Consider the following 15,117-nt stretch of genomic DNA (forward strand, 5'->3'; position numbering starts at 1 on the left):
GCTTCACCGTGCGGGCCGGATGAAGACGATTGACTTCCGACTCGTGTTGACGAGCTTGTACACTGGCCAACCGCAGACCTTCGCGACCGAATGACCGGCGTCCGCATTCAGCCTTTCTCGGACGTTAGTACCGATCCGGCTGATTTGTTACTTGGGTCTGATACCCACCGGCGGTATGACGGACTAGATCGTAGAGCTTGACGAGCTCTGCCTCGGCCTCGTCGAGGGCCACGCCGAATCCGCCAGCCTGGCCGCCGTGGGCGATGCGCCAGGTGCGGTCGGGGTTACCCTCGACCGGTACGATCTTCAAGAATTGCGCTCCGCCTAGCGGCCCGCGATGGTTTCGCTCGATGTGCTTGTGAACGATGTCGTCGAGTTCGGCGAGCGTCTTTTGCTCTTTCGGCATGGATGCCTCCTCGATAAGGTGTGCCAAAGTTTAAGTGTAATGGCCGCGCCTGTCGATCCGGGCGATCTCGGCGCGAGTACGATTTCTAGTGGAACGTGGCGGGGAGTTCCTTTAGCTTTTGCCTGCGGCGAGTGGATGCGAGTAACACTCGAAGGCGTTGAGCAATTCCGCACTATCTCTTTTCGCCCACTAGGCTATGGATGGCATCTGCGTTGGCGCTCGCCCCGCTAATAGGAGCGGCTTCCACTTGTGCAACAATACCGATGTCATTCAGCACCTTGGCTAGTGCTGTGGCTGCCGGCAATAATTCGCTGCGATGCTCTGGCGTCAATTCGATAGATACATTTAAAACGTTGGCCACGCCGTAGAAATGCCACGTCATGGTCCAGTTGAGTTTTGAGAATTTCTGCGGGCCGTCCCAGTCCACAAAAACCCAACCTGCCTTCGGAAACACAGGTTCAAGCAACCAAAGGAAATCCCATTGTTCACGTCCTGTTGGAGCGTGGCCAATATCAAACTTTACTCCAGCGAACGGCTCTAGCGCAGCTACAATCTTATCGGCCTCAGATGGCCCGACTGTTCTGCCTCTCCGGAATTCAGCGAGCTTCAGCTCGGCTTCGGCCGCGCGAGCGGTGGCCAACGCGGTATCTTTTCGCAACTGTTCAGACTGGCTTTCCACCTCCGCGATGCGCTCGTCAGAGCGCCGCCTGTCCTCGGCCCAGTGCTCTTCTTTCACGTCCGTGGCCTTCACGATCACGAACGTAGAGAGCACTCCACCAAGAAGACTAATAAGCAACCCCCAGTTGGCAATTGTGCCAATGAAGGAGGCAGTTGAGAGCGACATTTCCGAAAATGGCCACATAAGAACTCCCCACTAGCTATATCTCGGGGAGATATTAAGCGCTTTGGTGGCTGGCGCTATTGCGCTATTCGATCAAACTAGGCTGGCACCAAAAAGGCTCAAAAGGCGACTCGGAGGCGGCAGCTAGAGGAGCCGCGCCGTGTGTCGGCACGCGGCTTGGGCCGCTTGGTTGCCGGACCCATGGCTTTTCTCCTTTTTGCACTCCCCGACATCGGCCCTCCCTGTCATTTCCGTTACTCGCCCTTCTCGGACCTTCCGGCCGCCGCCAAAGACGTCGGCCGGCTGGGCTTGGGCGGATATGCTTCTCGAGACTCGTGCGGGCCCGGAGCCGGGCGCGCACGACCGGCAAGACAACCTCTGATGCGATGCGCCCAAAATCTGATTTTGCTCACCGCCTCAAGCACATCACCCTTGTCCAGTCCTCCCACGAAAAATATTCCACTTTCGTTTTTCAGAAAATCATGATTGACTATGCGCATCCCGTCCCGCCATGAGGGGCGCTTCGCGATCGTCACGAGACGTGGGTGCGGGATGCGGTGGGTGCATTGGATCGCAGCGCGAGCAATCGTGCGGACGAACGAGCCCGATGCGCCGGCGAAATCGTAGGGTCCTGGCCTCCCGGTGCTGAGGCCAAGCGGACGGTGACGATGATCCGTTCGTGACGGGGGCAAGACAGCCGGTCCCCGGGGAGAGGACGTATAAGCCGCCCAACCATCGCGCGGGGAATGCCGGGATGTCTCGGCTGAACCTGTGGTACCTGCCGCCTGCATTTTTTTTCGCAGGCGGGCCATGGGGGCGGCCAGCTCCCGGCATTCCCTGCGCCCTCTTCGTCGATGAGGGCGAAACGACCCGCACAACTCGGACGCACGTAGCGCCGCGAGGCCGAATGACTGCGTTCTAAGAAGCACTCATCGCAGATGTCGGCGCCCGCAGCGTCGAGGCGGTGGAGAGACGATGGACGTCCCGCATGACAGCGCGCACAACGCTGGGACTGTCGACCGTTGGCCCGGTGGATTTCGGCGCCGAGTTGCCTCAGGCGTTCAGCCGGTCGATGTGCACCTTGCCGGCCTTCATCACCAGCGGAATGTGATCGCCCTGGCCGAGCAGACACGAGACGTCGCGCAGCGGATTGCCCTCGACCACGAGCAGGTCGGCGAAGGCGCCGGCCACGATGCGGCCGAGCTTGCCCTGCATGCCCAGCACCTCGGCGCCGATCACGGTCGCGCTGGCGATGACCTCGCGGGAACCAAGGATCTCGGCGCGGATCCGGAATTCATCGCTCTGCAGGCGCTGCGACGGTCCGAGGAGGTCGCTGCCATAGCCCATCTTGACGCCGGCCTCGCGATAGATGCCGAGCGAGCGCAGGCCGGCATCGCGGACATCGGCGATCTTGGCGACGCTCTCCGGCGGCAGGCCATACTGCGCGCCCTCATTGGCGAGCGCCTCATAGGTGACGAGCGTCGGGATGACATAGACACCCTTCTCCGCCATCAGCCGCGCCGTCGGAAGGTCGACCAGATTACCATGCTCGATGGTCCGCACGCCGCAATGGACGGCGCGGGCGATGGCCTCCGCCGTGTAGGCATGCGCCAGGACGTAGGTCTGCCGCGCGCGGGCCTCGGCGACGATGGCGCGGATCTCGTCCTCCGAATAGCCGAACGCGCCGACGGGATCGGTCGGCGAGGCCACGCCGCCGGACGCCATGATCTTGATCTGGTCGGCACCCATCTGCAGCTCCTCGCGCACCGCCTTGCGCACGGCATCGACGCCGTCGGCCACGCGGGCCAGCGCGCCGACGCGCACGCAGCACGGACAAGGCGCATTGTCGGAGAGGAAATCCGTCCGCGCCCGCATGTCGCCATGGCCGCCGGTCTGGCTGAGCGCACGGCCGGAGACGAACAGCCGCGGGCCCTCGGTGAGGCCGGTGTCGACGGCCTGCTTCAGCGGATAGCCGGCGCCGCCGGCGTCACGCACCGTCGTAAAGCCCCGCCGCAGCATGCCCTTGAGCAGCAGCGCCGAGCGCAGGGTCACCAGCACGTTCGGCATCTGCACTTGCTGGGCAAGATTGAGCTCGACCGCGATCGCATGGACGTGCAGGTCGATCAGCCCCGGCATCAGCGTCTTGCCTTGGAGATCGATGGTCTGGTCGACGCTGGTCTGCAGCGGCTTGTCAGACACTTCCTTGATCAGGTTGCCTTCGACCAGGACGTGCTGCCCCTCGAACAGGTCGGGCTGCAGCGGGTCGAGCAGAGCGGCATTCTTGAACAGGATGGTCGACATCAAGGTGTCCTCGATCGGAGCGAAGCGTGCGTCAGCGGGCGGAGCGGGCCGACGATGACGGTGTTCTCCCCTATCCTGTCCTGGGGCCTCGAGCCAGCCCGGGACGGAATACCTGTCTTCTCAGCCGATCGACATCAGGCTGGCATTGCCGCCGGCGGCCGCGGTGTTGGTGGAAAGACTGACCTCGGTAACCAGCCGGTCGAGATCGTAGCAGCCGTCGCTGGCGCGCGGCGTGACGAGCGGGACGATCGGTCCGGGGCGCGTTGCGAGGTCGCGGCCGAGCGCGATCAATTCATCCGCCGCGCCATCGGAAAGCACGGCCTGCAGATCGCGGAGAGCCCGCCAGCTGTCGACGATCCGCAGGCGGCCGCGCAGCCGGCTGGTGAGCGGTCCCAACACGGCAGCAGCGGGATTCGCGCGTTCGACGAACGCGTCGTTGCCGGTCATCAGAATGACGCCGATCTGGACCAGCAACGCCTGCTCGCTTCGCGCCAGTGCAGCGACGACGCCGCGCGCGGTGATGCGATAGATGTTCTGTTCGCCAACGGGTCCTGGCAACTCGATCTCGAGCCCGGCCAGCACCTGGGGCCCATGCGCCTCGCACGCCAGCGCCGCCGCGGCATGTCCGCTGGCCCGCAACCCGTCGAGGTAAGAGCGCAAGACCGCGTCAGACTGCGACGCCATGAGCCGCTGGCGCGGCGGCATCGCGAACAGCCGGCGCAGATACAGCGGACCGCCGGCCTTCGGCCCGGTCCCCGACAGGCCGGAGCCGCCGAACGGCTGCACGCCGACGACCGCGCCGATGACATTGCGGTTGACATAGATGTTGCCGGCGGCGCTGCGGCTCGAGGCACGGGCAATCGTCTCCGTGATCCGCGAATGGATACCGAAGGTCAGGCCATAACCGGTCAGGTTGATCGCGTCGACGAGGTCAACGAGCTGCTCGCGGCGGTAGCGCAGGACGTGGAGGACGGGGCCGAACACCTCGCGCTCGACATCGAAGATGTTGCTGATTTCGATGATGGTCGGCGCGACGAACGTGCCGTGCGCCGCCTGCGGTGGCAGCGGCAGCCGCTCCACGGCATGGCCGCGCGCCTGCATCGTGGCGACATGCGCATCGAGCGTGTCGCGGGCCTCGCCGCTGATGACCGGGCCGACATCGACCGACAACGACGCGGGATTGCCGAGTTCAAGCTCGCGCAGCGCGCCGCGCAGCATCGACAGGATGCGGTCGGCGACGTCCGCCTGCAGGCAGAGGATGCGCAGCGCCGAGCAGCGCTGGCCAGCGGAGTCAAAAGCGGAAGCGATGATATCGCCGACAACCTGCTCGGCGAGCGCCGAGGAATCCACGATCAGGGCGTTCTGGCCGCCGGTCTCGGCGATCAGCGGCACGGGCTGTCCATAAACGGTGAGGCGCTCGGCAAGCTGTTTCTGGATCAGCCGCGCGACGTCGGTCGATCCCGTGAACATCACGGCCTGGATTCGGGGGTCGGCCACCAGCGCCGCGCCGACGCGACCATCACCCGGCAGCAATTGCAGGACATCGGCCGGCACGCCGGCCGCGTTGATGATGCGAACCGCCTCGGCGGCGATCAGCGGCGTCTCCTCGGCAGGTTTCGCCAGCACCGGATTGCCGGCCGCGAGTGCGGCTACGATCTGGCCGGTGAAGATCGCGAGCGGAAAATTCCACGGGCTGATGCAGACCACGGGACCCAGCGGCCTGGGAATGTCGCCGTCGGGCAGCGCTTCGATCTCGCTCGCATAATAGCGCAGGAAATCGACGGCTTCGCGCACCTCGCCGACGGCGTTCGCAAAGGTCTTGCCGGCCTCGCGGACGATCAAGCCGATGAGGACGAGGCGACGCGCCTCCATCGTTTCGGCCGCAGCACGCAGGCATGCGGCGCGCACGCGCGGGCTGGTCGCGGCCCAGGCCGGCGCGGCGTTCGCCGCGCGCGACAGCGCCGCCTCGATCTCGGCAGGCGCGGCGTCCCTGGCCGCGCCGACGACGTTACGGCGATCGGCGGGATTGCGAATGAGGCGCGCGCCTTCGCTGGTCGTCGCTCCGGGCGCCGCAGCCTTCCAATCGCGGCTCGCGCTCGCGACCAGGCCTTCGCCGAGACGCGCCAGCGCGCGCTGATCGGAAAGATCGAATCCGGCCGAGTTCACGCGGCCCGGGCCGAACAGCACGGGCGGACGCCTGATCTTGTCGTGCGGCGAGCCCGGGCGTTCGGACGCGCCAACGATAGCGACGGGGTCCGCAATCAGTTCGTCGACAGACACCGCGGGATCGGCGATGCGATTGACGAAGGAGGTGTTGGCGCCGTTCTCCAGCAGCCGGCGCACCAGATAGGCCAGCAGCGTCTCATGCGAGCCGACCGGCGCGTAGATGCGGCAGGGGCGGCCGAGCCGTGCGGGTCCGACAACTTCCTCGTAGAGCGGCTCGCCCATGCCGTGCAGGCACTGGAATTCATACTGGCCGCGCTCGTAATTGGGGCCGGCCATCTCCACGATCGATGCCAGCGTCCGCGCATTATGCGTCGCGAACTGCGGGAACACGGCGTCGGGCGCGCCCAGGAGTTTGCGGGCGCAGGCAAGGTACGACACGTCGGTATGGTGCTTGCGCGTGAAGACCGGAAAGTCCTGGAGACCATCGACCTGCGCGCGCTTGATCTCGCTGTCCCAATAGGCGCCCTTGACGAGGCGCACCATCAGCCGGCGCTGCGTGCGCCGGGCGAGGTCGATGAGCCAATCGACGACAAAGGCGCAGCGCTTCTGATAGGCCTGGATGACGAAGCCGATGCCGTTCCAGCCGGCGAGGTCCGGATCGACGCAGAGCGCCTCGAGCAGATCAAGCGACAAATCGAGACGATCGGCTTCCTCTGCGTCGATGTTGAGGCCGATGTCGTATCCCCGCGCCAGCAGCACCAGCTGCTTCAGCCGCGGCAGCAGCTCGCTCATGACGCGGTCGCGCTTGATGCTGAGGTAACGCGGATGCAGCGCCGAGAGCTTGATCGAGATGCCTGGCCCGTCGTAGATGCCGGCGCCGGCCGCATGCCTCCCGATCGCGTGGATCGCCATCTCATAGGCGGCGAAATAGCGCGCGGCGTCGCCCGCCGTCGTCGCCGCCTCGCCCAGCATATCGTAGGAATAGCGGAAGCCCTGCGCTTCCCACCGCCGGCCGTTCGACAGCGCCTCATCGATGGTTTGCCCTGCCACGAACTGCTCGCCCAGCAGGCGCATGGCGAGCGTCACGCCCCTGCGGATGATCGGCTCGCCGCCGCGGGCAATGAGCCGCGTCAATGCCGACGCCAGGCTGTCCTCGCTCGCGGCGGCCGTCAGCGTGCCGGTGACGATGAGGCCCCAGGTCGCGGCGTTCACCAGCAGCGACGGGCTGTGCCCGATATGGGCGCGCCAATCGCCGGTCGCGATCTTGTCGCGGATCAGCGCATCGCGCGTCGCTGTGTCCGGGATCCGCAGCAGCGCCTCGGCCAGGCACATCAGCGCCACGCCCTCCTGGCTCGACAGCGAATATTCCTGGATCAGTCCCTCGACGCCGCCGGATTGCGCCTTGCCGCGCAGACGCAGGACGAGATCCCGCGCCAGACCGGCGGCCCGCGCCGACGACGCCTCCGGGAGCGCGGCGAGATCGAGCAGCGGCGCGATGCAGTCCGGCTCGGCGCGGCGATAGGCCGAGGTGATCGCAGCGCGCAGCCCGCTCTGGCGCTGGACCTGGGCATCGAACGCCGCGAACGGTCGTGGCGGCGGCTGCGACATGACCTGTCTCCTCAATCGGTCCCCGTCCACTCGCCATGCCTCCGGCCTGAGCGCAGGCCGCGAGCGACGGATCGCGCTACCGCCCGATCAGCTGATCGGCGTAGTAGCCGATGGTCTTGCGGTAGATCACCGCCCTGTTCCACTCGCGCATGGCTTCGAAATTCGCCGAGCCCTCGTCGTAGGGCGCGCCCATCTTGAAGCCGTTGCTGTGCAGCAGGTTGGCGGTCGAGGCCAGCACGTCGGCGGTGGAGTGGCGCAGGTCGACGCGGCCGTCGCCGTCGAAATCGACGCCGTATTTGATGTAGGACGACGGCAGGAACTGGGTCTGGCCGATCTCGCCGGCGAAGGCGCCGATCAGGTCGCGCAAGGTGAGATCGCCGCGCTGGACGATCTTCAGCGCCGCCAGCAGCTCGCCCTGGAACAGCTCGGTGCGGCGACAATCATGCGCCAGCGTGGCGAGCGTGCGGATCACCGGCAGCTTGCCCATGTCGCCCTTGCCGAAATCGGTCTCCAGCCCCCAGATCGCGACCAGGATCTGTCGGGGCACGCCATATTGCTGCTCGATCCGCGACAGCAGTGCCGCGTGCCGCTGCAGCATGGCGCGGCCGCCATTGATGCGGCCCGCGCCGACGCGGGTCGAGACGTACTGCTCGAAGCTCTTGTTGAAGGTGTAGCGCTGGCGGCGGTCGAAGGCGAGCACGGCCGGATCGAGCGTCACGCCCGACAGCGCCTGGCTGATCGTGCCGCCCGAGACGCCAGCGCCCTGCGCCTCCGCCGAGAAGCTCGTGATGAAGGTATTGAAGTCGCCGCCGCAGCGCGCGGCCAGGGCAGGAGAAGCAAATGAGAGGATCGCAACAACTACGAGGGATCGGACAACGAGCATGAGAAGAAAGGTCCCTGCATGAGAGCGTGATGAGGACAGGCGGCGCCAAGCGCCGTCACCATGCCCGATTTGGCGGCGGCAGGCCAGCCGGCAGGGATCGCGCCCGATCTGCATTGCGCCTTCGCCTCCTTTGAACGCAACGCGGCCTCCCCGCCACATATGCAAAGCGCGCCTGCGTCGAGGTCGCATTCCTTGCGCGCGCCGATCGAGCGCCCTCTGGAGGCCACACGCGTTAGCCCGCTTTGCCCGCCCTTTGCCTGGAGAGGTTCCCCATGAGAATGACGTTCCGACTCGGCGCACTGACGCAGCTCGCGCTGTTCGCGGCTCTGCTCTGTCACACGCTGGCGCCTGCAGCCGCCCAGCCCGGCGACATCGCGGGAGCCAAGGATTATCCAGGCATCGGCCGTTTCGCCGGCAGCGTGATCACCGGCTATGTCGCCAAGGATTTCGATGCGGCGCGCATGCAGGCGGCGCCGTTCAAGGATGGCAAGGCGACCGACGAGCGGCGCCCGGAAGGCCGCATCGTCAGAATCGCCTATCGCACCGCGCCCGGTCCCTCGATCCTTGAAGTGTCGCGCAATTTCGAGAACCAGCTCGCCAAGGCCGGCTTCGAGCCGCTCCTCGCCTGCGACACCGATGCCTGCGGCGCCATCCCGTTCACCGAAGCGATCGACGCGCTGCCGGTGCCGCAGATGTGGGTCGACGGCTTCGATTATCGCTATGTCGCCGGCCACAAGGCGGCAGGCGGACGCGAGACCTATGCCAGCGTGCTGGTCAGCCAGAACAACCAGCAGATCTACGCCCAGCTCACCATCGCCGAGCTCGGCGCGATGGAGAACAAGATGGTGAGCGCCGCCGAGATGGCGAAGGGCCTCGGCGACAAGGGCCACATCGCGCTCTACGGCATCTATTTCGATACCGACAAGGCGACGATGAAGCCGGAGAGCCGGCCGACGCTGGAGCAGATCGCGCAGTTGCTCGCCGGCCAGCCGCAGCTCAGCGTCTTCATCGTCGGCCACACCGACAATCAGGGCAGCTACGACTACAATCTCGATCTGTCGCGGCGGCGCGCCGAGGCGGTCGCCGCCGAGCTGGCGCGGAGCTATCGCATCGCGCCGGCGCGGCTGCGCACCGCGGGCGTCGGCCTGCTCGCTCCGGTTGGCAGCAACGCGACCGATGCAGGCCGCGCGCTCAACCGGCGCGTCGAGCTGGTGGCGCCCTGAGACGGCGCGCAACCCGCTTGATCCTCGTCAAGACAGTGCCATCGTGGCTCCCTAAGCTCCGCGGCCAAACTGGAGACGACGCCATGATCGGAATTACGTTGACCGCCGACCAGATTCGCTCGGCGCCACCGGAGGTGCGGCGCTGGATCGAGCACCAGGTGCTGTCGGGGCTCGGGCTCGGGCCGGAGGCCCCCTCGGCACCGCCCGCCCTGCCGGAGCCGGGCGCGCACCTCGTGGCCTGCTCGGCCGACGATGCGGCCAAGATCCTGGCGCAGATCCAGGGCGTGCTGCCGGCCGTGAACGTGTTCTTCGAGTTCGGCCGCCCGGGCATCGCACTCGGCCAGCCGCCGGTGATGATGTTCCGCCTGATCGACATCCTGCATCACACGCGGCTGCAGAACATCGGCCAGGTGATGGCCTCGCTGGACATGATCAACAAGGCGCTGATCGAGACGAGGCACGATCCGTCCGTGCGGTTCTGCGGCTTCGATCCCGAGGGCCATTGCCTGATCGCGCCGGAGACCCAGCGCGCGATCGCCAGCGTCTGGCAGAGCGTGATCGCCAAGCAGCATGGCGTGGCCGAGGGCGAGGCGGCGTGAGGTCATCGGCGCGCGGCCTGCCCGGCGCGCCATCGTCCAGAAACGGCGCGCCGCGATGGCGCGTCAGCCATGTTCCTGCCAGACGGCTCCGGCCTTGAGCCCGTTGCGGCCGGTGCTACCATGTCGAGGTCGTTCACGATCCGCGGGAGATCGCCGATGCCGCCAGGCCAGCGACGACGCAGACTGCTTCAGATCCCACTGTTCCGCCTGCTCGCGATCAACCTCGCGCTCGGCCTCGGCATGGCCGTGGTGCTGGTCGGCGGCCTGCTGGCGCTCGACCCTTTCGGCCTGCGCCACCTGATCTTCTCCGATCGCTCGCCCGGCGTCGCCATCGGCCTGCTGCTCGGCTCGTTCTTCGTCACCTTCGGCTCGACCGCGATGGGCACCGCGATCATGGCGCTCGGCCGCGGCGACGATGACGACGAGCCGCGCGGCGGCACACGGGTGCATGCGCGGGTGAAGGTGCGGAGGCGATAAGCTTGAAATCTCTGCCGCAATGGAGGTGCGCTCCCCTCCCCGCAAGGGGGAGGGGAGCGCACCGCCGTTGTGGCGACATGGCAAGCGTCCGTCCGCCCTCACCAATGCCCCTTCCGCCTGTTCCAGGCGAACAGCACATCGGCGAACCGGTCGTAGCCGAACCGCGTCAGTGGCCGCACCAGACGGTTGCCGAACAGCTTGGCGAGCCAGCCCTCGCCGGGCGTCAGCGCCCACAGCAAGAGCGCGACGTCGGCGCCGGTGATCAACTGCCCCTCCTCGTCGGTCGCGTGCAGGCGGCGGCGGACGGCGTCGACATCGGCGCCGAATGCGGCGAGCGCCTCCGGCTCTTCATTGATGTCCCTGAACGCGACCCGCCCCGACCTGACCAGCGCCAGCAGCTTGTTGCGCTGCCAGTCGATGCCGGCGTCGCAGACCGGGCAGCGCGTGTTGTACCAGACGGTGAGTTGGGGCATCGACATGTCGGGAATTCGCCGCGGGTTCGGGGCCGCGATGAACGCATTGTCATCCGGCAAATTCGAGGAGTTTTCGAGAGGACGCGGCCGTGCCCGGCCACTCCTCCGATTCCACGAAAATCATATGACGGAAAAGTCAAATTCGGGCAGCGGATAAGCATTTTCCTGCATTGACCGGACCGGCCCCGCCGCCGTAGACCGCCGACCATGGCAAAGAAACCCGGCACCAACCCCAAAGGCGAATTCGCCTTCTTCAACGTCACCTATGAGGACGGCTCGCAGCGCTCCAACCGGCGGGTGCCGGCCGAGCTGCTCGGCGGCCTCGACGGCGACGAGCCGGCCCGCGGCTTCATCATGGAGCAGGACCGCGACATCGCCGAAAAGTCCGGCCGCCCGCCGCTGGCGATCAAGTCGCTGGAGCGGGTCGGCGCGAAGAAGAAGTAGCGAAAGCCCCGCTGCCGTAGGGTGGGCAAAGCGCGCAGCGCGTGCCCACCATCAGGTGCCTGCCGCGAAACGCGGTGGGCACGGCACGCGATACCTGCGCCAGCCCCAACACCGTGCAGGCGCCTTTGCCCACCCTACGGCAGGGCGCTATGCGGCTTGCTTCTGTCGCTCCGGCAACAGCACGCTTTCCCGGGTGTCCATCTCCTGCGGCCGATTGATCAGGCTGACCAGCGTGTAGCTGATGATCAGCAGCAGGAACCACGAGCCGAGCTTGGTGACCGACACCATGGCCCAGCCTTGGGCCTGCGCCGGATAGATCCAGGTGCGCGACAGCGTGCCGATATTCTCCGACAGCCAGATGAACAGCGACACCAGGATCAGCCCGAGCAGCAGCGGCATCGAGCGGTGCACGCGCCAGACCTTGAAGTGGACGGTCGCCGGCGCAAACAGCAGCGCGGCCCAGCCGAACAGCACGAGCCTCAGATCGAGCCTGTAATGGTCGGTGAAGAAGTTGAGATAGATCGCAGCGCTCAGCCCGACCAGCCAGCGCCGCGACGGATGGCCGGTGAAGCGGAAATCGAACAGCCGCCAGACGCGGCAGAGATAGCTGCCGATGCAGGAATACATGAAGCCGGAGAACAGCGGCACGCCACCCAGGCGGATCAGGCTCGGCTCGGGATAGATCCACGAGCCGGTCGCGGTCTTGAACAGCTCCATCGCTGTCCCGACAAGGTGATAGACCAGGATGACCTTGGCCTCCTCAAAGGTCTCGAGTTTTGCCGCGAGTAGCGCGGCCTGGACGGCGAGCATGCAGAGGAAGAGAAAGTCGTACCGGGCCAGCGGCGCATCGGCCGGATAGAACCGCCATGTCACAAGCATCAATGCCAGCGCGATGCCGCCGAACAGGCAGACCCAGCCCTGCTTCACGCCGAAGCGACTTAATTCATAGAGGAAGGCAGTCCACGGCGTTTCGGCCGCACGCGCCGCGAGGCGGGCCTCCGCGGCGATGAAGCGGCGCAGGGGCGGCCAGATGGCGGCGGCACTGGACTGCGCTGCGGCCGATGAAACCTCGTTGTCGTGCATGGGAGTCCGCGTCCGGTGAGACGCCAATCCCTAGCAGTCGATCGCCCCACGCCGTCTGCGCAAAGTTCAGCCTCTTGCGGCAAGGGCACGGACATCTGCGGACAAGAGGCCTTGTCGGCCCCCGGCACCTCGACGCCACCTTCCAAACCTTCCTGCAACCTCCCCACCGCCGCGCGATGCAGTGCCCTCGCCCCGTGTGGGAGAGGGCAGCGCTGGCGGAGCCGCGGGCTCGGTTGGGTGAGGGGTTCTGTCCGCGAGCGCAACTCGGGGAGATAGACCCCTCACCCGACCGAGGTCGTTGCACTGTCCTACATGCCCTCTCCCACAAGGGGCGAGGGCGCAGTCACCGCCGCTGCGCCTGCGGCACGATCGTTTGGCTTCCCGCTTCTCGATGACTGTTTCTTGTTAGGTCTGTCGACCGCGGCAATAGGTCTGCCACATCTCGCGATAGGCCGCTTCGACGGCCCTGGTGTAGATGGCCGGACCACAACGTGCGGCGATGAGGTCGGGAAGCTGGTGACGGATCATCCTGAGCCGGTCCGGCGTCGACCGCAAAGCGATGTCCACATACTGATCATCGGTCGTCGCGACCCAGTCGGCCATGCCGATCGCCGTCAGGATCGCGCCGCCGGCCCGGCTGCACATCCCGTTGCCGAGCTTCGACACGACCGGCACGCCCATGTGCAGGGCTTCCCAGGCCGAGACGCCGCCGCCATTGGGAAATGGATCGAGCCAGATGTCGATGAGCCGGTGGGCGGCCAGATGCTCGTCGCGAGAGGTCGGCCCCATCAGGTCGATGCGATCCGGCGCGATGCCGCGCGCGGCGAAGTCAGCCAGCAGCCGGGCCTGGATCGCAGCATCGCCAAGCAGATAGTCCTTGACCAGCAGCCGGGCGCTTACATCGGCGCGCAGGATGCGGGCCCAGACGTCGAGGACGGCGCTCGATAATCGGTTCGCCCTGGTAAACGCGCCATAGGTCACATGGCCGTTGGACGTCACGGGCGCCTCGAGGCTGCGCAGCCCCGCCGGCGGCGGCTCGATGATGATCAGGCACGGCAGATCATAGACCTGCTCCGTGAACAGGTGACGCACCTCGAGCGGCGCCATGACCGGATCGCCGAACAGGTAGTCCATCGTCGCCAAGCCCGTGCCGGTCGCATGGCCCCAGGCGGTGACCTGGATGGGGGCCGGCTTGCGCGCGAAGGTGGCCAGCCGATTGCCGCGGGAGTGTCCGGACAGGTCGACGAGAATGTCGACCCGGTCGGACCGGATGCAATCCGTGAGCTGATCGTCGGACCATTGCATCACGTCGTGCCATCGATCAGCAGCCGCCCGGAACGTCTCGGTGATCTCGTCCTGGACCGGTGAGTTCGAATAGCAGATCACCCCGACCTGCGATTTGTCGTGGTTCTGCAGCACGGGCCGGATCGTGCGGGCGGCGGAATGCTCCTTGAAGTCGCCCGACACATATCCCACGACGATCCGTCGGTGAGGGTCAAGATCATTGGTATGATCAGGCGGATGCCTCTCTGCGATCCTGGATCCGATCCGGCGCCACCACTCCGATCGGACGGCCTGGTGCTCCGCATAGCCGACATCGCAGAAATCCAACGAGAAGATGCGGTTCGCCAGTGCGACTTCGTCGGCCGGGTCGATCGCGAGCGCCCGATCGAAAAGTGCGACAGCCGCCTCTGCATCGCCCATCAGCGCATGACATTGACCGATCTGGCTCAGCGCTTTCGCGGAGTTCGGCTCGATCGTAACGGCGCGCTGGCAGGCCTCCAGCGCCTCGCTCACCCGCTTGTTGAGCATCAGGACGTTGGCGCGGCCGAGCCAGCCCAGGGTGAATTGCGGATCGAGCGCGATCACCCGGTCGAAATCAGCGAGCGCGTCGTCGTTACGCTTGAGCTGGAGGAACGTCTCGCCGCGATTGATCAGCGCCGTGGTGTCGTCGGGCGCAAGGGCCAGCGCCCGGTTGAATTCGGCGATCGCCTCATCGGATCGACGCAGATCCTTGAACGCGCAGCCTCGATTGATGATGGCGGCCAGATGCGTGGGTTTCGCCGCGAGAAGCTGGTCGTAGCATGCGATCGCATCGGCGAACCGGCCGAGATAGTGCAGCGCTTCGCCCTTGTTCATCAACACGTCGAGGTGCTGCGGATTGATCCGGAGGGCGTTGTCGAAACTGACGACCGCCTCCGCGAAGCGCTGGAGGCGCGACAACAGCTTGCCGCGTTCCAGCTGCGCCTCGAAGAAATCCGGTTTCAAGGCCAGGAGATCGTCGAAGCAGGTCAGCGCTTCGTCGTCGCGCTGGAGCGCGGACAGGACGACGGCCCGCGCATATCTCGCCGCAACGTTTTGCGGGTCTGCCAGCACCGCCCGCTTCAGAAGGCGCTCCGCCGCCTCTGAATTGTTGCTCTGGTGCTCGGACAGTCCAAACATATAGAGCGCGCCGAAATGGTTCGGCCGCTTCTTGAGGATTTTCTTGTAGCCGGCCTGAGCCTTGGCCAGATCGCCGGAGCGGTGAAACGCACTCGCCCGGGCGAACAGGTCGGCGATCTCATCGCCTTTCCGCAAGGCTGGCTGCATGCTGAAAACGTCCAGGGATCAGCC

General features: G+C 66.2%; 12 protein-coding genes. 4 read left to right on the plus strand and 8 right to left on the minus strand.

What is annotated here, in order from left to right:
• Window positions 1-124: 124 nt before the first annotated feature.
• The 5 genes from ACQR10_RS13310 to ACQR10_RS13330 form a co-directional block, all read right to left on the minus strand.
• Window positions 125-406: a hypothetical protein gene (locus ACQR10_RS13310; protein WP_315802670.1), complete on the minus strand. Its 282-nt coding sequence runs from the start codon at window positions 404-406 to the stop codon at window positions 125-127.
• 172 nt (window positions 407-578) lie between these two features.
• Window positions 579-1,268, minus strand: coding sequence for a hypothetical protein (locus tag ACQR10_RS13315; RefSeq protein WP_316217223.1), 690 nt, complete (start codon window positions 1,266-1,268; stop codon window positions 579-581).
• Between the two features lie 1,032 nt (window positions 1,269-2,300).
• A complete protein-coding gene (locus ACQR10_RS13320; protein WP_316217902.1) occupies window positions 2,301-3,548 on the minus strand; it encodes a metal-dependent hydrolase family protein in 1,248 nt (415 codons plus the stop codon).
• 120 nt (window positions 3,549-3,668) lie between these two features.
• Complete coding sequence (gene putA, locus ACQR10_RS13325; RefSeq protein WP_316217904.1) at window positions 3,669-7,322, minus strand: trifunctional transcriptional regulator/proline dehydrogenase/L-glutamate gamma-semialdehyde dehydrogenase; 3,654 nt, start codon at window positions 7,320-7,322, stop codon at window positions 3,669-3,671.
• 76 nt (window positions 7,323-7,398) lie between these two features.
• Complete coding sequence (locus ACQR10_RS13330) at window positions 7,399-8,205, minus strand: lytic murein transglycosylase (protein WP_316217905.1); 807 nt, start codon at window positions 8,203-8,205, stop codon at window positions 7,399-7,401.
• 278 nt (window positions 8,206-8,483) lie between these two features.
• Here ACQR10_RS13330 and ACQR10_RS13335 point away from each other — a divergent pair, with 278 nt between their 5' ends.
• The 3 genes from ACQR10_RS13335 to ACQR10_RS13345 all read left to right on the plus strand — a co-directional run bounded on the left by ACQR10_RS13335 (window position 8,484) and on the right by ACQR10_RS13345 (window position 10,504).
• Window positions 8,484-9,428 (plus strand): OmpA family protein, encoded by a 945-nt coding sequence (locus ACQR10_RS13335; protein ID WP_316217976.1) that lies wholly within the window; start codon window positions 8,484-8,486, stop codon window positions 9,426-9,428.
• A gap of 83 nt (window positions 9,429-9,511) precedes the next feature.
• The gene (locus ACQR10_RS13340; protein WP_316179714.1) at window positions 9,512-10,027 is read left to right on the plus strand and encodes a hypothetical protein; all 516 of its coding nucleotides are present in this window, start codon (window positions 9,512-9,514) and stop codon (window positions 10,025-10,027) included.
• A 156-nt stretch (window positions 10,028-10,183) separates the two neighbouring features.
• Window positions 10,184-10,504 carry a hypothetical protein gene (locus ACQR10_RS13345; RefSeq protein ID WP_316217906.1) on the plus strand — a complete coding sequence of 107 codons (321 nt, stop codon included), beginning with the start codon at window positions 10,184-10,186 and terminating at the stop codon, window positions 10,502-10,504.
• A 98-nt stretch (window positions 10,505-10,602) separates the two neighbouring features.
• Here ACQR10_RS13345 and ACQR10_RS13350 read toward each other — a convergent pair whose 3' ends face one another.
• The gene (locus ACQR10_RS13350) at window positions 10,603-10,977 is read right to left on the minus strand and encodes a thiol-disulfide oxidoreductase DCC family protein (protein WP_315802867.1); all 375 of its coding nucleotides are present in this window, start codon (window positions 10,975-10,977) and stop codon (window positions 10,603-10,605) included.
• Between the two features lie 207 nt (window positions 10,978-11,184).
• On the opposite strand from ACQR10_RS13350, the gene ACQR10_RS13355 reads away from it, so the two are divergent.
• Window positions 11,185-11,421: a hypothetical protein gene (locus ACQR10_RS13355; RefSeq protein ID WP_316217907.1), complete on the plus strand. Its 237-nt coding sequence runs from the start codon at window positions 11,185-11,187 to the stop codon at window positions 11,419-11,421.
• Between the two features lie 147 nt (window positions 11,422-11,568).
• Here ACQR10_RS13355 and ACQR10_RS13360 read toward each other — a convergent pair whose 3' ends face one another.
• Both ACQR10_RS13360 and ACQR10_RS13365 read right to left on the minus strand, forming a co-directional pair.
• Window positions 11,569-12,504, minus strand: coding sequence for a DUF817 domain-containing protein (locus ACQR10_RS13360; RefSeq protein ID WP_434911970.1), 936 nt, complete (start codon window positions 12,502-12,504; stop codon window positions 11,569-11,571).
• 405 nt (window positions 12,505-12,909) lie between these two features.
• Entirely contained in the window at window positions 12,910-15,093 is a 2,184-nt protein-coding gene (locus tag ACQR10_RS13365; protein ID WP_434911971.1) for a tetratricopeptide repeat protein, read from the minus strand.
• Window positions 15,094-15,117 lie beyond the last annotated feature (24 nt).

Source organism: Bradyrhizobium sp. HKCCYLRH2060, assembly GCF_051168135.1.
Taxonomy (GTDB): Bacteria; Pseudomonadota; Alphaproteobacteria; order Rhizobiales; family Xanthobacteraceae; genus Bradyrhizobium.

What these genes read in the sequence shown, in the direction of transcription:
- ACQR10_RS13310 (WP_315802670.1), bottom strand. Translation starts at nt 406, where the DNA reads ATGCCGAAAGAGCAAAAGACGCTCGCCGAACTCGACGACATCGTTCAC.
- ACQR10_RS13345 (WP_316217906.1), top strand. Translation starts at nt 10,184, where the DNA reads ATGCCGCCAGGCCAGCGACGACGCAGACTGCTTCAGATCCCACTGTTC.
- ACQR10_RS13315 (WP_316217223.1), bottom strand. Translation starts at nt 1,268, where the DNA reads ATGTGGCCATTTTCGGAAATGTCGCTCTCAACTGCCTCCTTCATTGGC.
- ACQR10_RS13335 (WP_316217976.1), top strand. Translation starts at nt 8,484, where the DNA reads ATGACGTTCCGACTCGGCGCACTGACGCAGCTCGCGCTGTTCGCGGCT.
- ACQR10_RS13320 (WP_316217902.1), bottom strand. Translation starts at nt 3,548, where the DNA reads ATGTCGACCATCCTGTTCAAGAATGCCGCTCTGCTCGACCCGCTGCAG.
- putA (WP_316217904.1), bottom strand. Translation starts at nt 7,322, where the DNA reads ATGTCGCAGCCGCCGCCACGACCGTTCGCGGCGTTCGATGCCCAGGTC.
- ACQR10_RS13360 (WP_434911970.1), bottom strand. Translation starts at nt 12,504, where the DNA reads ATGCACGACAACGAGGTTTCATCGGCCGCAGCGCAGTCCAGTGCCGCC.
- ACQR10_RS13355 (WP_316217907.1), top strand. Translation starts at nt 11,185, where the DNA reads ATGGCAAAGAAACCCGGCACCAACCCCAAAGGCGAATTCGCCTTCTTC.
- ACQR10_RS13350 (WP_315802867.1), bottom strand. Translation starts at nt 10,977, where the DNA reads ATGCCCCAACTCACCGTCTGGTACAACACGCGCTGCCCGGTCTGCGAC.
- ACQR10_RS13365 (WP_434911971.1), bottom strand. Translation starts at nt 15,093, where the DNA reads ATGCAGCCAGCCTTGCGGAAAGGCGATGAGATCGCCGACCTGTTCGCC.
- ACQR10_RS13340 (WP_316179714.1), top strand. Translation starts at nt 9,512, where the DNA reads ATGATCGGAATTACGTTGACCGCCGACCAGATTCGCTCGGCGCCACCG.
- ACQR10_RS13330 (WP_316217905.1), bottom strand. Translation starts at nt 8,205, where the DNA reads ATGCTCGTTGTCCGATCCCTCGTAGTTGTTGCGATCCTCTCATTTGCT.